28 protein-coding genes and 1 pseudogene are annotated in these 14,722 nt (G+C 62.7%); 13 read left to right on the forward strand and 16 right to left on the reverse strand.

Annotated elements, in window-relative coordinates:
- Nucleotides 1-90: 90 nt before the first annotated feature.
- From OEJ36_RS08765 to OEJ36_RS08835, 15 genes are all read right to left on the reverse strand, one after another.
- Nucleotides 91-504 (reverse strand): HNH endonuclease signature motif containing protein, encoded by a 414-nt coding sequence (locus tag OEJ36_RS08765; RefSeq protein ID WP_263401171.1) that lies wholly within the window; start codon nt 502-504, stop codon nt 91-93.
- A gap of 3 nt (nt 505-507) precedes the next feature.
- Nucleotides 508-828: a phage holin family protein gene (locus OEJ36_RS08770; RefSeq protein ID WP_263401172.1), complete on the reverse strand. Its 321-nt coding sequence runs from the start codon at nt 826-828 to the stop codon at nt 508-510.
- On the reverse strand, nt 821-1,207 hold the full coding sequence (locus tag OEJ36_RS08775; RefSeq protein WP_263401173.1) for a phage holin family protein: 387 nt from the start codon (nt 1,205-1,207) through the stop codon (nt 821-823). Before OEJ36_RS08775 ends, OEJ36_RS08770 begins: the two co-directional genes overlap by 8 nt.
- 209 nt (nt 1,208-1,416) lie before the next feature.
- Entirely contained in the window at nt 1,417-2,163 is a 747-nt protein-coding gene (locus OEJ36_RS08780; RefSeq protein ID WP_263401174.1) for a hypothetical protein, read from the reverse strand.
- Nucleotides 2,164-2,175: 12 nt separating this feature from the next.
- Nucleotides 2,176-2,520, reverse strand: a complete 345-nt coding sequence (locus tag OEJ36_RS08785; RefSeq protein WP_263401289.1) for an endodeoxyribonuclease RusA — start codon at nt 2,518-2,520, stop codon at nt 2,176-2,178.
- A gap of 10 nt (nt 2,521-2,530) precedes the next feature.
- Nucleotides 2,531-2,791 carry a hypothetical protein gene (locus OEJ36_RS08790; protein WP_263401175.1) on the reverse strand — a complete coding sequence of 87 codons (261 nt, stop codon included), beginning with the start codon at nt 2,789-2,791 and terminating at the stop codon, nt 2,531-2,533.
- 56 nt (nt 2,792-2,847) lie between these two features.
- The gene (locus OEJ36_RS08795; RefSeq protein ID WP_263401176.1) at nt 2,848-3,825 is read right to left on the reverse strand and encodes a tyrosine-type recombinase/integrase; all 978 of its coding nucleotides are present in this window, start codon (nt 3,823-3,825) and stop codon (nt 2,848-2,850) included.
- Entirely contained in the window at nt 3,822-4,052 is a 231-nt protein-coding gene (locus OEJ36_RS08800) for a hypothetical protein (RefSeq protein WP_263401177.1), read from the reverse strand. The genes OEJ36_RS08795 and OEJ36_RS08800 overlap by 4 nt, the downstream gene beginning before the upstream one ends.
- Nucleotides 4,049-4,267 carry a hypothetical protein gene (locus OEJ36_RS08805; RefSeq protein WP_263401178.1) on the reverse strand — a complete coding sequence of 73 codons (219 nt, stop codon included), beginning with the start codon at nt 4,265-4,267 and terminating at the stop codon, nt 4,049-4,051. The genes OEJ36_RS08800 and OEJ36_RS08805 overlap by 4 nt, the downstream gene beginning before the upstream one ends.
- On the reverse strand, nt 4,264-4,785 hold the full coding sequence (locus OEJ36_RS08810) for a hypothetical protein (RefSeq protein ID WP_263401179.1): 522 nt from the start codon (nt 4,783-4,785) through the stop codon (nt 4,264-4,266). The genes OEJ36_RS08805 and OEJ36_RS08810 overlap by 4 nt, the downstream gene beginning before the upstream one ends.
- Complete coding sequence (locus OEJ36_RS08815) at nt 4,782-5,453, reverse strand: replication protein P (RefSeq protein ID WP_263401180.1); 672 nt, start codon at nt 5,451-5,453, stop codon at nt 4,782-4,784. The genes OEJ36_RS08810 and OEJ36_RS08815 overlap by 4 nt, the downstream gene beginning before the upstream one ends.
- Nucleotides 5,450-6,343 carry a helix-turn-helix domain-containing protein gene (locus OEJ36_RS08820; protein ID WP_263401181.1) on the reverse strand — a complete coding sequence of 298 codons (894 nt, stop codon included), beginning with the start codon at nt 6,341-6,343 and terminating at the stop codon, nt 5,450-5,452. The genes OEJ36_RS08815 and OEJ36_RS08820 overlap by 4 nt, the downstream gene beginning before the upstream one ends.
- Nucleotides 6,340-7,035, reverse strand: coding sequence for a phage regulatory protein/antirepressor Ant (locus tag OEJ36_RS08825; RefSeq protein WP_263401182.1), 696 nt, complete (start codon nt 7,033-7,035; stop codon nt 6,340-6,342). Before OEJ36_RS08825 ends, OEJ36_RS08820 begins: the two co-directional genes overlap by 4 nt.
- 54 nt (nt 7,036-7,089) lie before the next feature.
- Complete coding sequence (locus OEJ36_RS08830; protein WP_263401183.1) at nt 7,090-7,512, reverse strand: phage regulatory CII family protein; 423 nt, start codon at nt 7,510-7,512, stop codon at nt 7,090-7,092.
- A gap of 86 nt (nt 7,513-7,598) precedes the next feature.
- A complete protein-coding gene (locus OEJ36_RS08835; protein ID WP_263401184.1) occupies nt 7,599-7,784 on the reverse strand; it encodes a helix-turn-helix domain-containing protein in 186 nt (61 codons plus the stop codon).
- Nucleotides 7,785-7,795: 11 nt separating this feature from the next.
- Between OEJ36_RS08835 and OEJ36_RS08840 the strand changes: the two genes are divergently transcribed.
- Nucleotides 7,796-8,728: an XRE family transcriptional regulator gene (locus tag OEJ36_RS08840; RefSeq protein WP_263401185.1), complete on the forward strand. Its 933-nt coding sequence runs from the start codon at nt 7,796-7,798 to the stop codon at nt 8,726-8,728.
- Nucleotides 8,729-8,824: 96 nt separating this feature from the next.
- Nucleotides 8,825-9,235: a DUF4124 domain-containing protein gene (locus OEJ36_RS30605; protein WP_411860985.1), complete on the forward strand. Its 411-nt coding sequence runs from the start codon at nt 8,825-8,827 to the stop codon at nt 9,233-9,235.
- An 89-nt stretch (nt 9,236-9,324) separates the two neighbouring features.
- On the opposite strand, the gene OEJ36_RS08845 is transcribed toward OEJ36_RS30605, so the two are convergent.
- Nucleotides 9,325-9,657 (reverse strand): DUF1654 domain-containing protein, encoded by a 333-nt coding sequence (locus tag OEJ36_RS08845; RefSeq protein WP_263401186.1) that lies wholly within the window; start codon nt 9,655-9,657, stop codon nt 9,325-9,327.
- A 712-nt stretch (nt 9,658-10,369) separates the two neighbouring features.
- Between OEJ36_RS08845 and OEJ36_RS08850 the strand changes: the two are divergent.
- The 11 genes and pseudogenes from OEJ36_RS08850 to OEJ36_RS08900 all read left to right on the forward strand — a co-directional run.
- Nucleotides 10,370-11,164 (forward strand): annotated as a pseudogene (locus OEJ36_RS08850) (TAXI family TRAP transporter solute-binding subunit); the annotation flags it as partial.
- A 1-nt stretch (nt 11,165) separates the two neighbouring features.
- Entirely contained in the window at nt 11,166-11,324 is a 159-nt protein-coding gene (locus tag OEJ36_RS08855) for a hypothetical protein (RefSeq protein WP_263401187.1), read from the forward strand.
- A 44-nt stretch (nt 11,325-11,368) separates the two neighbouring features.
- The gene (locus tag OEJ36_RS08860) at nt 11,369-11,575 is read left to right on the forward strand and encodes a hypothetical protein (protein ID WP_263401188.1); all 207 of its coding nucleotides are present in this window, start codon (nt 11,369-11,371) and stop codon (nt 11,573-11,575) included.
- 90 nt (nt 11,576-11,665) lie between these two features.
- Nucleotides 11,666-11,914 carry a hypothetical protein gene (locus OEJ36_RS08865; protein WP_263401189.1) on the forward strand — a complete coding sequence of 83 codons (249 nt, stop codon included), beginning with the start codon at nt 11,666-11,668 and terminating at the stop codon, nt 11,912-11,914.
- Between the two features lie 207 nt (nt 11,915-12,121).
- Nucleotides 12,122-12,340 (forward strand): hypothetical protein, encoded by a 219-nt coding sequence (locus OEJ36_RS08870; protein ID WP_263401190.1) that lies wholly within the window; start codon nt 12,122-12,124, stop codon nt 12,338-12,340.
- 41 nt (nt 12,341-12,381) lie between these two features.
- Nucleotides 12,382-12,675 (forward strand): hypothetical protein, encoded by a 294-nt coding sequence (locus OEJ36_RS08875; protein ID WP_263401191.1) that lies wholly within the window; start codon nt 12,382-12,384, stop codon nt 12,673-12,675.
- A 332-nt stretch (nt 12,676-13,007) separates the two neighbouring features.
- Nucleotides 13,008-13,793, forward strand: coding sequence for a hypothetical protein (locus OEJ36_RS08880; protein WP_263401192.1), 786 nt, complete (start codon nt 13,008-13,010; stop codon nt 13,791-13,793).
- 125 nt (nt 13,794-13,918) lie between these two features.
- Complete coding sequence (locus OEJ36_RS08885; protein WP_263401193.1) at nt 13,919-14,173, forward strand: hypothetical protein; 255 nt, start codon at nt 13,919-13,921, stop codon at nt 14,171-14,173.
- Complete coding sequence (locus OEJ36_RS08890; RefSeq protein ID WP_263401194.1) at nt 14,157-14,402, forward strand: hypothetical protein; 246 nt, start codon at nt 14,157-14,159, stop codon at nt 14,400-14,402. Before OEJ36_RS08885 ends, OEJ36_RS08890 begins: the two co-directional genes overlap by 17 nt.
- Nucleotides 14,403-14,582, forward strand: a complete 180-nt coding sequence (csrA, locus tag OEJ36_RS08895) for a carbon storage regulator CsrA (RefSeq protein WP_263401195.1) — start codon at nt 14,403-14,405, stop codon at nt 14,580-14,582. It abuts the gene before it with no gap.
- Entirely contained in the window at nt 14,575-14,721 is a 147-nt protein-coding gene (locus OEJ36_RS08900) for a hypothetical protein (RefSeq protein WP_263401196.1), read from the forward strand. Before csrA ends, OEJ36_RS08900 begins: the two co-directional genes overlap by 8 nt.
- The last annotated feature ends 1 nt before the right edge of the window (nt 14,722 follow it).

Genomic DNA, 14,722 nt, shown 5'->3' on the forward strand with positions numbered 1-14,722 from the left:
GGCTCCCCCCGTCGTTCGGGCCTCGAAGGATTCCAAGGTTTTGACCCACCCCTCCCCCCTTGGCCATCGAACCCAGGCCGCCTGGGAGCTTCAGGGCGATTCGTTCGTCTCCGAGCTGCCCAACAGACCGACCCTGACACCGATGATGTTGTGGCAGGGCCAGCAGAGGGCTTGCAGGTTCTCCCAGTCCAATGCGAGTTCGGGGTGGGTCTTGACCGGCTGTTTGTGGTCAACCATCCGGCTCGGCGTCACCCTGTTGTGCTTCTCGCAGTTCTCGCAGAGTGGGTGCAGCTTCCGGTATCGGAGACTCAGCCGCTTCCACCGCTCGGTTTTGTAGAAGCCGTCCGACTCATCGCGCCGGGCGTTGTATTGTTGGTTGGTGCGCTTGACCTGGGCCGTCCGCTGCTCATCAGCCAGTGGCTGGTGCTTCGGGCAGTAGCTTGCCCCTCGAATCAGCACCGTGCAGCTCGGCCAGGCGCATGGGCGTGCAGGTCGAACGGGCATGGGTTAACTCCGGCGGCGGTCGATGCCATTCCATGGCCCAAGGTGAAGCTGCAGGATCCGGGCGACGTTGCCTTTGGCCTGAACAACCAGACCCGCAAGCCATACCAGGATCAGCGCCACCCAGGGCGACACGGGCTCGACCGGCTTGCCAGCCAGGACCTTCAGCCCGACGGTCAGCACGTAGCACCCAGTGAATAGCGCCAGGGCATACGCACCCAAGCTCATGCCCAACCTGAAGCGCTCGCCCCTCGGCGTCCAGCTGACGATCCGCGCAAACGCTACAGCGCACGCCAGAAAGGCCAACAGGGTCCAGTAATCAGCCATTGCCATTGCTTCCGCCTCCTCGGCGGTCGAGGAACCACCGGAGCCAGCCCGGCATCTTCCCGCCGCTCAACCATTCGAGGATGGTGATCGAGATGGTCACCACCAGGGCAGCAGCAACGAACGATGCCGCCCCGCTGGTTCGGGCAGTCCAGAACGCCGCCAGTTCCGCAGAGAAGTAGTAGCCACCCACCCAACTCACCAGGAAGTAGCCGAAGCGGCGGGTGGCGCTGAGGTCCCGAGCGAACACCACGAACATCAGCGCGCCGGCGAATGCACCGACGATGGCATTGATGTCCAAGCCCGGCAGGACAGCAGTAGCTGCAACGCCGGTGGCAGTCGATACAACGACGCCGAGCGCGCCTACTCCGGGCTCTGCCATGTGGGTTCTCCATGAATAAAAACGCCCGGCAGTGTCCGGGCAAAGGCGCCGCCAGCGAGGGTGGAGCTGGGGACGGCGCAGAGCAGTCGCGGCGCACCAGGCGCCAGAAACGAGAAAGCCCCGGCAGGTGCCAGGGCTTTTGAGAGTCGGTCATCGCAACGCGCAAGATCGACAGGATGGAAATAATGTCGGCAATTCGGCAAAGGAGATCAAGCCACCTCCGCACCAACGGCGCTCTCCAACATGTCGTGCGGCAGAGGATCGCCGATCACCAGGTCGTGGATCACTCCCTCCCTGTCCAGCACCTCGCTCGCGAGCATCAGCGCTTCGGTCACCATCTCCTCGAGGCCTTTGTTCAACTGCGACCGCCACCAGCGCCTGGTCCTATCGGGCGCCGCAGTCGTATCCCAGCTGTTCATGTCGTAGAAGGAGGCCGGCAGCACCATCACATCGGTCGAGCGCTTCACGTATTGCTCGCGCGGCGCGTCCGGTGGCGCCTTCCCCTTCTTTCCCTGGGCCTTGTGCCGCGCCTGCTTGGCACGGGCTTCTGCTTGGGCAGCCTGCCGCGCAGCACGGCTGGCCACCTCGGCCCCCACCGCGGCCTGGACGCCCTTCATGGGCGGGATGGCCCAGGCAGTAATCGCCTTCTGCCGGAACAGGGCGGGAGCCGGCGACTGCACCACCGGGAACAGCGCGCCGATCGCCTGAACCTTGCGGGCCTTGTGCGTGCTGTACTTGGCCACCAGCACATTCCAGAGCTTGGGCGGAAGCTGGCTGTGAAGCCGGGAGAACACCCAGCAGTCCACCTCCATTCGAGAGGCATCGGAGAAGGCCGGCCGGCGGCCCGATGCCAGAGAGGCGTTGATCAGCTTCTGCCAGGACTGCTTGCTGGTGTTGTCGATGCATTCAGCGGCCAGCGCGGACACGACCGCTGCCAAAACGTTGGTGTAAACCATGGCTGTTCCCCCTCAGTCACCGGTCCAGTTCGAGATCGTGGCGCGCACGGCGCCGTTCGGGTGTACCTCACTGCTCAACCTGACCTGGCTGACGAACAGGCTGTCATCGATCCCCATCGCATCGGCCAGGCCATCACGGCCCGACTTGAAAGCGGCCAGCAGGTTGTCGTCGTCGCGGCGCGCCTTGTTGGGCGGCAGGAACTCCAGGCTGAGCAGTACTCGCCCTGCCGGGGCCACCAGCTTCGCTTTCAGGCCAAGCACCCAGCACTGCCAGCGGTATCCCTTCGCGGCTCGGCTTCGGGCTGCCCAGTGCGCCCGTGCGTTCGGGCTCAGCACCCGGGGCGGCCAGGGCAGCATTACGGTCTGATCAGCCACGAGGCTTCTCCCTCTCCTCGAGCGCGGTGGTGATCGCTTCTACCTCCACCACACCAACGACCCTGGCGCGCCCCTGCAGCAGGTTGCGGACCCGGTTGATCGCCTCCTCGGATGCCTGCTTGTAGACCTGATCAATCAGGCAGTCCGGGCCCCAGGTACCGACCGGGACGTCGAGCGTCAGTCGCACGCGGGCCTTGGTGATGGTGCGCACACGAGGTAACTGCCTTCCTTGGCTGCTCGTTTTCTCGCTCATTTCATCTACCTCCTATGGAAACTCTGAATTCATCTGAAGCCCGTGCCGTTGCTGGCTTAGGCGTCAACTTCGGAAAAGCTGGTTTCGGTGCTTTTTGCGCTGTGTGCGGCAGAGAAACCACGCTCGTCGAGCCATGCGTGCCACTGCCCGAGGGCTGTCAGCCGCGCCGCGTCGACGGTGGTCTTGATGTAGGTAGAGGCCAGCTTGCCCATGCTGTGGTTGAGCATCAGCTCGCCCACCAGGTAGTCGATGCCGATCTCGGTCCAGGTAGTCCGGGCGAGCTTGCGCAGGTCGTGGCTGGTCCACCTCCGATCACTGATGCGGCGGAACATCGCCGAGGCCTGGGAATCGGAGAGCCGCTCACCGTTGGCCATCGCCAGCACCCATGGGCTGGAGCGTCTGGCCGGGTGCTGCAGGTCGCGGTACCGGCTGAGCAGTGCGATGTACTGGTCGGTCAGCGGCACCACCAGAGGCTCGCCGTTCTTGGTGTTCTGCCCAGGGATGGTCCAGGTCCGGTCAGGGAGGCTGATCTCGTCCCAGCGCTGCAGGCAGGTCTCACCGATCCGGGTGCCGTGGGCCAACATCGTCAGCGCCAACAGGCCCGCCACCGGATCCTCCTGAAACACTTCGCAGAGGTGCGGTACCAGCGTCCAGGCATCGGACGGTTTCAACTTGGCAGGGCGCGGCGGCAGCTTGCCGGTCCAGTAGTCCTTCCAGCTCGAGGTGGCGAGGGGGTTGCTGTCGATGCGTCTCTGCCGCTCAGCCAACACCAGCGCCTGGAGCAAGCACTGGAGAGCCTTGTGCACGGTATGGGGTGACAGCACCTGCTGCATGGGCCACACCAGCTTGTCGTCGATGGTGGCCTTGCTGAGCCGCTTGATCTTCTCGGCGCCGATGCGTGGCTTGAGTTGACGATCAACCAGGCTGGCGACGGTGGCCCGGTAGCGTGGGGACTTGGACCGGTTCTGCGACAGGCGGGAGCTCCACCAGTCGAGCACCTGGCCGACGGTGGTGAACCGCCCGCGCGAGGTCATAGCGTGGCTCCCGGGCTGGCCACCACATCCGGCACCAGCAGTTCCGGCAGGAAATCGAACTCGCCGCGATCGTACGACTGGATGCGCCCACAGCGGCTGCAGAGCACCTTGTCGTAACCGCCGCCGCGCCAGTACAGCTCGGCCACGCCGCTGGAGAGCCTGAACCGGGGAGAGTCGTTGAAGCGAACAGACCAATCGTGCCGGCCGAGCCAGCACCAGAGGCTCATGCCGGCACCGACAGCACTTCCTTGTGCGCGACGATCAGCCTGGGCACGTCCGTGGCCTTGTCGGTGTATGCGAAGGGAGCATCGGCGCCAGGGGCCGTGATGGTGTAGCGGCATTCCTGCAACCTGCAGATCGCAACCACGAATCCGCACGGCGTTTTCCAGCTTCCGGTTATGCCTGGCACCGGGGTGAAGCGCATCATCTGGGCCGGGCTCATACCTTCAGGTCCTTCAGCAGGTCCTTGAGCTGGCGCATCTTCTCAGCGGCCTCGCGTTCCTCGCCGACCTCCAAGGCCACTTCCTCGATCCGGGCAGACAGCTGCTTGAGATCTTCCGCCATTTTCGAAGCGGACCTGGCGAGTGTTGCCAGCAGATCCATTGGGGTAGGCCTGACAGTCATATCAAGGATCTCGGCATGCCTGATTGTCGGCGTGACCGCCGTTGGCGGTGTTCCGATGCGCACTTGTGACATCTTCGGTTCCTCGGGCTTGGGTTTCTGCTGGACCGGCACTCGCTGGTACTGGTCACGGGAGACGCGCTTGACCAGGCCGCAATCCACCAGCCTGGTGAGGCATCCAGAGACGATCTGGGTGTCTGGGGTGCTGCCGGTCAGGCTGCGCATGGCACCCATCACCTGGAACGATGTCCAGGCCTCAACGATCGGCACGCAGTCGTAGACCTTCTTCGCGACGCCGTTCAGGCCTTGCATCCGGGCTGCACACTTGGCTGGTGTCATTGCTTGCGTCCTATGCGTTTGCGGAGTTCGGCCAGAGCATCGTTGCCGACCTCTGGGGTGCTGGGAGCCCTGGGCGCCGGCAAAGGCGCCACGGGGGCGGGATCAAGTACTTCACCGCGGGCGATCTTCATCCGCTGCTCCAGGTACTTCTGCTCGAAGCGCTTCAGGCCGACCTCACGGTCCATCCGCTGCAGGGCGTAGAAGCCGGTCTCCACGGCTGCGTGGAAGACTGCCGCGTGGGTCCAGATGGGGTACTCGGAGTGCCCGGGGTGGGTGTTCTTCACAGCCTGGGCGTAGGCCAGTTCCAGCGAGGGCAACTGGAACGCTTCCGGCGAGTAGCACCACTTCACGAACAGGCCAGGCGACGGCACGAAGTCCCTGCCCTGCCGGGCGGCGATGCGCATGCCCCACTGGATTTGCTCCAGGGTGCGGATGCCGGAGCGCATGAACTCCGCCACCCATTCCCGTTTCGAGGCGCCTTCGGCGGCATCGTCGGGCCAGGCGGTGCGCCACGCCGGGAAGACACCCTTCAGCCTCACGAACAACTGGTCGACGACCTCCTTCGTGGCTGGGTCGACCTTCATCGTGCGAGGCTTCAGCGCAGCTGCGGCGCGGGCTGATGGACCGTGCTGGGCGACCTGTTTGGCGATCTCGTCGACCCGGTTCATACCTGCAGGTCCTCGTCTGCCCAGTCGCCCATCGAGGGCGTCGAAGCCGCCAGGGCTCTCTCCTTCGCGAACCAGCGCACCAGCCGCTGGCACCACTTCGCCGGGTTCTCAACGGTGGGCAGGGTCAAGAAGTGCCCCTTGAACCCGGCCAGCACCTCCTCCGGGATCTGCTTGCCGGCCAGGCCGGCGACGTACAACTGGTCCTCGAGGCTCTTCGCGTCGGGCAGCCAGTCGGCAGTCATCCGGTGGCGACCCCAGCCGTCCGCCTCGACGCCCTCGCGCATGCATGCATGCTGCTCTTCGGTTAAAGGACGGTTAAAGGACGGTTTGGGTGCAGCTGGTGCACCCCGTTCGGTCGTCATTTGCACCCCGTCCTGTTGTGAGCTGCACCCCGTTCCCTCTTGCGGGGTGCAGCTGGTGCACCCCGTGGTGGGTTTTTCGGGGTTTTGCGCTCGGGGTGCATCTGGTGCACCTCGGTCAGCAGCCTCAAGGACACCTTCCTGAGGCGATTGCAGAGACGGATCTCCAGCACCAGCGCCAGTTTCGAGCACTTCTTCAGGGGCTTCTTGCGAGGCTGAGCGGGGTGCATCTGGTGCACCCCGGGACATATTCAGGTCGTAACAGACCGGAGTCCGGTCCGGCTGAGAAAAATAGGCCAGCGCGACACGCTGATTGCCCAGGGTGATCACCCCAGACTCCTTGAGGGCGGCCAGCTTGTAGCGCACCGTGCGTTCGGAAAGTCCTGTATCGGCCGACAGGGTGCTGACGGCCGGGAAAGCGTTGCGTCCTTGCTTGTCGGCGTAGTTGGCCAGGCAGAGCAACACGTGGCGGCAGGTCGGGTCCTGCACCAACGTCTGCGCCAATGCCCAGGTCATGGCTTGGACGCTCACAGCGACCCTCCCGCGACTTTCTCCGCCAGGGCCGTCAAACCCTTTGGCGTGACGCGTACCTGTGACGCGAGTCGCTGGTCCCCGTTCTCCTCCGTGCCGATGACCGAGACCTTGTGGTCCAGCAGACCGGCAGCAAGGCGGGGCTGGTAGGCGACCCAGCGCGCGGAGTTCTCACGCCGGTAGATCCACCGGTTGGCCTTCAGCCACTCGAGCAGCCGCTTGCGCTGCACCTTCAGGTGCTTGGCCGCATCGGTGAGGCACATGGTGCCGGTGGCGGAGGAAATGAGTGCCAGCGCCTCAATCTTCGGGGCCAGGTCCTGCACCACCAACCGCAGTTGGCTGTTCTGTTCGGCGAGGTCGGCTGCGAGGCGCAATGCTTCGGGTAGGGTCTGTGGGATCTGCTGCGGCTGCTGCTCCAGCTCGTGGAGACGCTGGATCACCCGGCGCCGAAGGACGACGCTGTAACCGGTGATGAGTGTCTCCGTCAGTTCCCTATCCAGGTGGATACTGGCGATGTAGCCGCGCCCATCGCGCTCCTCTCGAACATGGCCCAGAACTGGACCATCCTTCTGGAGCTCGTCGAGCATGTTCTTGATGTCGCGGATAACGTGCTTGTGCTGCTTGCCAGTGAGCGCAGCGATGTCGACGCTGCTCATGGTGATGATGTTGAGGGGGTGCGGGATTGGCTGCATACTCACCTCGCGCGTGATGTGATGAAGCCGGGTGGCAGCCCGGCTTTGTTGCGTCTACAGGCGGCCGATCTTCGATCGAGCGGTGGCAACCACCACATCGATCTTCTGCTTGGCCTCCTCGGCCTCACGCTCCAGGCGCGCCACTTCCATGCGCGTCACCACCCCATCTTCCAGCGCCTCAATCGCCGCCTTGGTCACGTCTGCGGCTTCGGATGCTGCACCCAGGGTCGCCTGCATAAGGCAGTCGGCCGGCGCGACTTCGCGTTGCACGAGGTCGAAACCGAACTCCTCAGCCAGCGCCTTGAGCGGGCGCATGTCTTTGGTGTGCAGCAGGATCTGGAAGAGGTGGTTGATGGTTAGCTTGTGGGCGTCGTTGTCGGGGTTGGCGCGCTGCAGGAGACTGACCTGGGACAGGCCCATCATCGGAGCCAGGCGCGCCGAGTCGTTGTCCTTCACGGTGTCGTGGCACGACCGCATGAAACGTTCCATACGTAAAACCTCGCTTGATGTTTCTGTGGCAGCGCGCTACGTGGCGCGCCATCCTGTAATCGTTGAAGCGACACTCAAGCGACCGGGGGCAGAACCTCCTGCTTGTAGAGGTCCTCGATTGCTTTTCCTGTCTCGTAACCGATGCCAGATCCTTTGGCAGCTCGGTGAATCGTCGGCTGCGTGGTTCCAACCCTCTCCGCGACCGCCTTCTGAGAGAGTCCTTTCGCAAAGAGGGCGGACAGCATCATTTGAATGGTCATGGAGACCTCCAATGCGTGTTCGTATCATTGATAATACGCACTCGTATTGCTCCGAGCAATACACTCGACCAATACGTTTTCTTATTGGTCACAGTATGAAAGTTGGCGAACGGATTGACGCAGAGATGCGGCGGCGGGAGTGGAGCGAGGGGGAATTGGCGCGGCGCGCTGCTATCCCTCAACCCACAGTGCATCGCATAGTTTGCGGAGAATCGAAAAGCCCACGGCAGGAGAACATCCAGGCCATCGCACGCGCGTTCTCGTGTTCGGCCGAGTGGCTATGGACGGGCGTTGGTAAGGCTCCCAGTGGCGTTGAATCGTCAACGCAGACAGATCTGACTTTGCCCGATCAGAGTGCTTCAGATTTCGTGAGAGCCATGCTTGCCACCAAGGCTGGCAAAGCGCTGTCGAAGGAGGCCCGGGAGCGTCTGCTGGGAGCCGCCGAAGAGGCTACGGATGGGTTGGCGGAATCGAATGGCAACGTCATTCGCGCCGTTTTCCCCAAGCGCACCATCCAAGGCGACGAGATCAGCATCGCCCACTACGACGTTCGCGGCGCCATGGGCAGCGGCAAGCTGGTGCGTGAATACCCGGAGATGCTTCGCGACGTCATCGTCAGCCAGGAACACCTGCGCGAGCTTGGAGTGAAGTACCGGGACCCCACGCATCTCAAGATGATCACCGGCGATGGGGAGTCGATGGCGCCCACTATCAAGCACCTTGACCCACTCATAGTCGACGCAAGCATCCGCGAATTCACGGGTGACGGCATATATGCCTTCACTTACCAGGGCCTGTTCTATATCAAGCGCCTCCAGCTGCGGGGCGCCGAGCATTTCAAGATGCTCTCCGACAACCCGCTGCATCCTCCGGAGGACATCCGGGTAGAAGAGACCTACATTCAGGCTCGAGTGCTGTTGGTGTGGAACGCCCGCCGCGTGTAGGTGCGGTGTGCAAATCGATGTTGAAGCTGATCTAGGGGCTGAAGACAAGGAGGTCGAATGAGGCTACAGCTAGCGTTGACTGCGTCCCTGCTACTCATGACTGCTAATGCTGCGCAGGCGGCCATGTATAAGTGCTCCGGGCCGAACGGGCAGGTGCAATTTACCGATCGGCCCTGCAATGGCGCAGCCGAGAGTCCCGAAAATGCCATAGAGGTAACTCCGCCCACCCCATCCGTACAGCCCCGCAGTGTGAAAAGCGACGCGGAACTGGACAAGGAATGGGAGGACGCTCGGCGCTTCTACTACGTGGAACTGCCTGATGCTGAAAGAAAGGCGGCCGAGCTCATGGCATCCCCAGACCCAAAGGCGCAGGAGCTGGGCCGTAAGCTCGCATGGGAAGTACAGAAGGGGCGGGAGGCGTTCGAGGAACTGAAGAGAGCCCACGAGCAGCGAGGCGAAACCAAAGAGCGCTATAGAAACGCTCTCCGCAAGCTTGGCGGTCCGTAGCTCGGCGAGCCGCTTGAGCCGCACTACAGCGCCTCACCCAATGATGCGCTAAGGGGCGCGAGACTGTTCTCGCGCCAGGTCAACCATGATCAGAAGGGAGCCGGCATCTCCGCCGACTCCTTCCACAGCACCTTGAATTCCTCCTCCCCCTCGGCCTCCTGGTCGCCCTCCTCTTGCTGCGCCCACTGCAGCGTGACAGTGCCGTCATCGTTGAAGGTCATATCCAGACCATCCGTTTCGCTAAGCAACTCCAATACCTCCTCCCACGCCTGATCCTCGTCAGTGTCCAGGCGGTGGATCGTCACACGACGGTTCAGCTGCGACATCGGCGAATTGATCATCTCCGACACCCTCAAGCCCAAGCGCTCACGGCTGTTCATCACACGGCGTTCGGGTTGCTTCTGGTTCTTCTGCTTGGCCATTGGCTTACTCCTCGATACTGGACATTCATACAGTATTAATTAATGCACGGAGCCGCAACGTGAAAATTAATGCGTTAACGTATTGACCAGCTCAATACGCAATCGTATTGTTTGATCACGCCAGCAGAACACCGCCGGCCAGCCCAACTGGGCTCGCTCTTTTACAACCAGACGTAACCAGCGACGTACCGGCTCCCTCCGGTGGTGAACAAGCTCAACCGTCGCCCACGCAGCCTCTGGATAGCTGCCGGACTCCCCACATTGGGAGGACGCCAAACCATGCGAGCCAGCCAGGGCGAGCCAGTAGCACCCGGGCCAGAGATACGAATCGGGCAACGCAAGACGCATGGAATGGAACAAACGACAGAGGAGGAACCAGCCAATGCAGATGTGAGACCAGCCGGCATTTCGGGCCGGCTACCCGCGATGAACTGCCACCTGAAACCGGCCGTCGAGCTGCAGGTAATCGCGAGGGAAACACTGGACCAGATGACCGACGCGCCAAATGCCGAATAGGGCGCGCTGCGATGGAAGCTCAAGGCCAACACGTACACGGCGCCCGGCTATCGGCAGCAGGGGCGCCATACACCCCCCAGACGTCACCGAGGACAACCGCATGAAACGACTGAACCTGTTGCTTGCAGCGCTTATGGTGCTGGCGAGCACTGCTTTCGCGGCCTAGCCGCCCACCCAGCTCAACTTCTGTACCGGTGGCGAGGGCGGCTTCTACGAGAGCCTGGGCACCGAGATCGGCAAAGCCATCGTCAAGGGCACCGACATCAAGTCCAACGTGATCAACACCGGCGGCTCGGTCGAGAACGCCGAGCTGCTGAAGGATGGCGACTGCGACATCGCGATCATCCAGGCCGACGCGGTGGTGACACAGGGCCTGCCGTCGGACCTCAAGGTCGTCGACGCGCACGAGGAGACGGTGTACTGGCTCCACGGCAAGAGCGGTGTCGATGACTTCGGCAAGATGGAAGACGACAAGGTCGCGAAGAAGTACGCCTTCGCAGCAGTATCCGGCTCCGGCGCCCTGGTGACGGTGAAGCACTGGATCGAGACTGACGACGACTACAAGGGCGCCGTCGTGGTTGAGTTCGACGACTGGTACGCCGCCGCCGAGGCGGTGGCCCAGGGCTACGTGAAGAAGGCCGGCGTGACAGTGGAGATCGCCGGCATGCTGTACATCGGCCGGCCCGGCAAGATCACCAGCGACATCACCGAGGATTTTGCGAGCCAGATCCTGATCGGCGAAGTGAACGACGACTCCTTCGCCAGCGCCAAGGACGCCAACGGCAACCCGCTGTATCGCCATTGCACGGTGGACAACAAAGCGACCTCGGGGCTGAAGACCAGCACCACCCTGTCGCCGGACACCTACTGCCTGCGCGCCCAGGTCGTCTACAACAACGACTGGCACAAAGGCGCAGGCGCCAAGGATGGCAAGAAGCTCCGACGCGCGGTCGACAAGGGCATCAACAGCGTCGTGAAGACGGTCCGTTGAAATGCTCCGCTTGATCCTGGCCCTGCTCCTGGCGGGCCTGCTGATCGCAACTTCCTCCCTGCTGCACCTCATCTCCATCAGCTACCTGGCCGGCGTCCTCTCGGGGCTCCTGCTCGGCGGCGTGATGTGGCTGAGAGTGCGCCGGAGGAAAACCGGATAGACCCAGGGCCGAGAGGCCCTGGATGCATAACCGGAGCATGAGCAATGGCACGTTCGAGCAGCGTTAACAGTGAAGGTATCGGGGTCGTGGGGCTGTTGGGTGTGGCCTTCGTGATCCTGAAGCTCTTCGGTGTGATTGATTGGAGCTGGTGGTGGGTGACAGCACCGTTCTGGATCGGTCCCGCGATCGCCGCATCCATCGGCGCCGTGATCCTGTTTTTCCTCGGCATCGCCTGGTTGCTTGACCACTAGGGCGAATCACTTCTGCCCCTTGGCGACAGGGTGCAGTGGGATGCAACCACACCAAAGCCCGACCGGGCGCTACCCAAACGGAGAATCAAAATGATCGAACTCGGAAAGTTGGCCAAGGACAAGGTGACGGGATTCCAAGGTGTCGTCACTGGGCGCGCCCAGTACTTGACCGGATGCACCCAGTACGTGGTCGTCCCGCCAGTCGCGGTAGGCGGCGGGTTCCAGCACGGCGAATGGTTCGATGAAGGCCGCCTGGAAGTTATCGGTGACGGCGTCAGTGTCGACGATGTTGCCGGTCCAACCGCCGGCGGCCCGCAACGGGATGCCCCGCGCCGCTGATGGATTGCCAGGGCACACGCCCTGGCTGCATCGGTGGGCGATCTGAAGCGCGGCGCTGTTCGCGCACAACTGGAAGTGGTCAGCGCAGGGACGAGAGTCGGCGTGGCACCAGCGGTTACCGGTAGAGCCGAACCGAAAGAATGACCGCCGGTTGGCAGCCGGCCAGATCACCCAACCCATGCAGCCACACCAACCAGGAGGTTGGCCATGTTCGAAAGCATCGTGCACATCGGCGCCAACTACGGAATGACCTCTGCCTGCTACGTCGATGGCGACGTGATTGGCGAGGTGATTTTTGGCAGCGAACCACCCCGTGTCTTGATCTTCAGCAGGATCGGCCTGATCGATAGCACCCGTGAGTGCCTGGCCATCTACCGCGCCAACGGCAGGCTGATCGTGAAGGACGAGGTCAACAGCTACGCGTAGCAGCCACACCACGGCCCGATAGGCCAGAGCGGAGGAAGGAGATGAACGAGCAACTAACGCTAGACGGTGAGCCAGTGATCAAGCGGCTGAACCTCAAGGTCTTCTGCGTCGAAGAACACGATTACTACGCGGCCGAGACCGCAGAGCAGGCAATCGCCTTTCATGTCGAAATGGTGGGTGGCGATCCTGAGGTGGAAAGTGACTGCGACTGCGAGGAGGTCACCGGCGAGTTGCTGGACAAGCAGTGGGTCGATGAAGACAAAGCGCCGCTGGGAACCCTGCGCGAATGGCTGGCAGAAGCCAAAGGCGTTGAGTGGTTGACCGGCACTGAATAGCCCACCGACCAGCCGGCAGTTGGGCGAAAGGCGGCATCGGAATGTCGGCGGGGCATGAAAAAAGCATCTCCCTGGGCAGCATCGGTGGCGAATCCCCGGACGCCGCTGCCAGAAACGGGTGTGGCCCGACATTCCAATGCCGCTTCGTATCCCCTCCCCTAACCCACATCCAGGCCGCCTATGGCCTGGCTGCATCCGTGGGTGATCTGAATCCTGCCGCCAAGCAGCACAGCTTCCATGCAGCGAGGGCCGAGCAATGAACAGGCCTGATGCCGGGTTTGGCTCCGGCCAGATCACCCAACTGATGTAGCCCATCCCAACGAGACCAAAACATGACCGAGCAGACCCTTTCCCAGCTCCTGCAGGAGCGTGTTGCCGTTTACGCGGGCAGTGACCGCCCGCGCGAACTCATCGACCAGGGCATCGACGAGATGTTCAAGAACCTGGTCAAGGACATGTGCCGCTCCTACGGCGACCTGAGCAAGGCCATCGAGGGCGCTATCAAAGCAGCGCTCCCGGCCAACGTCGGCGACGTATTCGAGCTCACCAAGTACAACGCGATGATCGCGGCGCAGCTGAAAGAGCGCTGGGAGCAGTCGGCTTTCGCTGAGCACCTGCTCAAGCAAGCAGACGCATCTATCGCCGAAGTGCTCAGCGGTGAAGGCCTCATCACGGGCGAGGTGTCGTTGCGTGCGTTGCTTGAGGAGTTCACCAAGGCCAACAAGGAAAAGGCCGCAGAAGAACGCTGGGAGGCGCCTGAAATCCGGTTCGAGGAGGAAGGGAGGTATGGCAGCAATTACTTCTCAGTCTTCTTCGATCCGAAGCCTGAGAGCAGCTATCGCAGCGACGCCTTCTCTAGCAGCGGCACATCGGCTTACAGCCTTAAGCACAATATCCACGTCATGCTGGACAAGGAAACGCGCCCCGCGGGGAACGACCATGACGATCCGATCAGGATTGGCGAGGTCTACTGCGCGCGGATCGACAACGAAAAGATCGCGCTGAGCATGAACCTTCGCACGAAGTGGGAACGGATGCTGGCCAGCCTGTACTTTGGCAAAGCCAAGCTCCTGGTGGACTGCGATCCGCAGGACATCACCTACGGCTTCGACTACTGATCCGCCTCCCCTTCCCCGAACCGACACGGGGCGCCACCGCGCTACGCATGACGCTGCGCGCGGCAACGACCGGCTGGCCACCGGGGCATTCGGCCATCCCCTAATCCAACCGCAAGGAGAGCGAGATGCTGACCGCCACCTCCATCATGAATCCGACCTTCCTGGCCAAGGTGCGCGCCGCCATGGCCCAGGCATTCCGCAGCCGGGCGCCGGTCCGCGTACGCAACCGCTTCGGCCTGACGGTGCTCTGCATCGAGTGGGTCGAGGGCAAATGGAAGGCCTGGGCTGACTTCGGCCGCGAGGTCACCCACTCGTTGCGCAAGGCATTCCAGTTCAGCAACGACGCTCACCCGGGAGGCCGCCATGCAGTACCCGACTAAGCGCTACGTGATCACGTACCGAGGAAAGATCAAGGACGTGACCCTGGTCAGGGCCGTCGGTAGCCGGTTCGAGGCCGAGAGCGGCCGCCTGTACGCGCCGCCTGAGCTGTTCATGACCAAGGAAGCCGCCAAGAAGCAAGGCGCATATCGACTCAAGGCAGCGATCGACCGCACCCGCGAAGTCGTGAAGCGGCTGCAGAGAAAACTTCAAGTTCTGGAGGAACAGTAGATGCTCATTCTGACCCGCCGCATCGGCGAAACCATCGAGATTGGCGACGACATCGAAGTCACCGTGGTTGGCATCACGGGTGGCCAGGTGAAGCTGTCCATCAGGGCCCCGAAAGAGGTTCCCGTCCACCGCAAGGAGATCGGCGACCGCATCCGCCGTGGGGAGGTGCAGCATGGCTAGCCGACGAGTCCTGATCATCCCCAAGGGCCGCAACTTCTTCCACCTGAAGGACGCCGGGACCGGCAAGGTCGTGGGGTTCAGCACCAGCAGCGTCCTGGCACACGTACGCGCCGGGGAGCTGGAACGCGGAGGGGCCTGAG

It is taken from the genome of Pseudomonas sp. PDM13, assembly GCF_025685765.1.
GTDB classification, from domain to species: domain Bacteria; phylum Pseudomonadota; class Gammaproteobacteria; order Pseudomonadales; family Pseudomonadaceae; genus Metapseudomonas; species Metapseudomonas solani.

Excerpts from the sequence above, each read along its gene's own strand:
- OEJ36_RS08880 (WP_263401192.1), top strand. The coding sequence starts at position 13,008 with ATGACCGAGCAGACCCTTTCCCAGCTCCTGCAGGAGCGTGTTGCCGTT.
- OEJ36_RS08875 (WP_263401191.1), top strand. The coding sequence starts at position 12,382 with ATGAACGAGCAACTAACGCTAGACGGTGAGCCAGTGATCAAGCGGCTG.
- OEJ36_RS08775 (WP_263401173.1), bottom strand. The coding sequence starts at position 1,207 with ATGGCAGAGCCCGGAGTAGGCGCGCTCGGCGTCGTTGTATCGACTGCC.
- OEJ36_RS08890 (WP_263401194.1), top strand. The coding sequence starts at position 14,157 with ATGCAGTACCCGACTAAGCGCTACGTGATCACGTACCGAGGAAAGATC.
- OEJ36_RS08830 (WP_263401183.1), bottom strand. The coding sequence starts at position 7,512 with ATGCGGTCGTGCCACGACACCGTGAAGGACAACGACTCGGCGCGCCTG.
- OEJ36_RS08865 (WP_263401189.1), top strand. The coding sequence starts at position 11,666 with ATGATCGAACTCGGAAAGTTGGCCAAGGACAAGGTGACGGGATTCCAA.
- OEJ36_RS08900 (WP_263401196.1), top strand. The coding sequence starts at position 14,575 with ATGGCTAGCCGACGAGTCCTGATCATCCCCAAGGGCCGCAACTTCTTC.
- OEJ36_RS08810 (WP_263401179.1), bottom strand. The coding sequence starts at position 4,785 with ATGACACCAGCCAAGTGTGCAGCCCGGATGCAAGGCCTGAACGGCGTC.
- csrA (WP_263401195.1), top strand. The coding sequence starts at position 14,403 with ATGCTCATTCTGACCCGCCGCATCGGCGAAACCATCGAGATTGGCGAC.
- OEJ36_RS08835 (WP_263401184.1), bottom strand. The coding sequence starts at position 7,784 with ATGACCATTCAAATGATGCTGTCCGCCCTCTTTGCGAAAGGACTCTCT.
- OEJ36_RS08770 (WP_263401172.1), bottom strand. The coding sequence starts at position 828 with ATGGCTGATTACTGGACCCTGTTGGCCTTTCTGGCGTGCGCTGTAGCG.
- OEJ36_RS08790 (WP_263401175.1), bottom strand. The coding sequence starts at position 2,791 with ATGAGCGAGAAAACGAGCAGCCAAGGAAGGCAGTTACCTCGTGTGCGC.
- OEJ36_RS08780 (WP_263401174.1), bottom strand. The coding sequence starts at position 2,163 with ATGGTTTACACCAACGTTTTGGCAGCGGTCGTGTCCGCGCTGGCCGCT.
- OEJ36_RS08840 (WP_263401185.1), top strand. The coding sequence starts at position 7,796 with ATGCGTGTTCGTATCATTGATAATACGCACTCGTATTGCTCCGAGCAA.
- OEJ36_RS08860 (WP_263401188.1), top strand. The coding sequence starts at position 11,369 with ATGGCACGTTCGAGCAGCGTTAACAGTGAAGGTATCGGGGTCGTGGGG.
- OEJ36_RS08825 (WP_263401182.1), bottom strand. The coding sequence starts at position 7,035 with ATGCAGCCAATCCCGCACCCCCTCAACATCATCACCATGAGCAGCGTC.
- OEJ36_RS08815 (WP_263401180.1), bottom strand. The coding sequence starts at position 5,453 with ATGAACCGGGTCGACGAGATCGCCAAACAGGTCGCCCAGCACGGTCCA.
- OEJ36_RS08805 (WP_263401178.1), bottom strand. The coding sequence starts at position 4,267 with ATGAGCCCGGCCCAGATGATGCGCTTCACCCCGGTGCCAGGCATAACC.
- OEJ36_RS08800 (WP_263401177.1), bottom strand. The coding sequence starts at position 4,052 with ATGAGCCTCTGGTGCTGGCTCGGCCGGCACGATTGGTCTGTTCGCTTC.
- OEJ36_RS08765 (WP_263401171.1), bottom strand. The coding sequence starts at position 504 with ATGCCCGTTCGACCTGCACGCCCATGCGCCTGGCCGAGCTGCACGGTG.
- OEJ36_RS08795 (WP_263401176.1), bottom strand. The coding sequence starts at position 3,825 with ATGACCTCGCGCGGGCGGTTCACCACCGTCGGCCAGGTGCTCGACTGG.
- OEJ36_RS08845 (WP_263401186.1), bottom strand. The coding sequence starts at position 9,657 with ATGGCCAAGCAGAAGAACCAGAAGCAACCCGAACGCCGTGTGATGAAC.
- OEJ36_RS30605 (WP_411860985.1), top strand. The coding sequence starts at position 8,825 with ATGACTGCTAATGCTGCGCAGGCGGCCATGTATAAGTGCTCCGGGCCG.
- OEJ36_RS08855 (WP_263401187.1), top strand. The coding sequence starts at position 11,166 with ATGCTCCGCTTGATCCTGGCCCTGCTCCTGGCGGGCCTGCTGATCGCA.
- OEJ36_RS08785 (WP_263401289.1), bottom strand. The coding sequence starts at position 2,520 with ATGCTGCCCTGGCCGCCCCGGGTGCTGAGCCCGAACGCACGGGCGCAC.
- OEJ36_RS08885 (WP_263401193.1), top strand. The coding sequence starts at position 13,919 with ATGCTGACCGCCACCTCCATCATGAATCCGACCTTCCTGGCCAAGGTG.
- OEJ36_RS08870 (WP_263401190.1), top strand. The coding sequence starts at position 12,122 with ATGTTCGAAAGCATCGTGCACATCGGCGCCAACTACGGAATGACCTCT.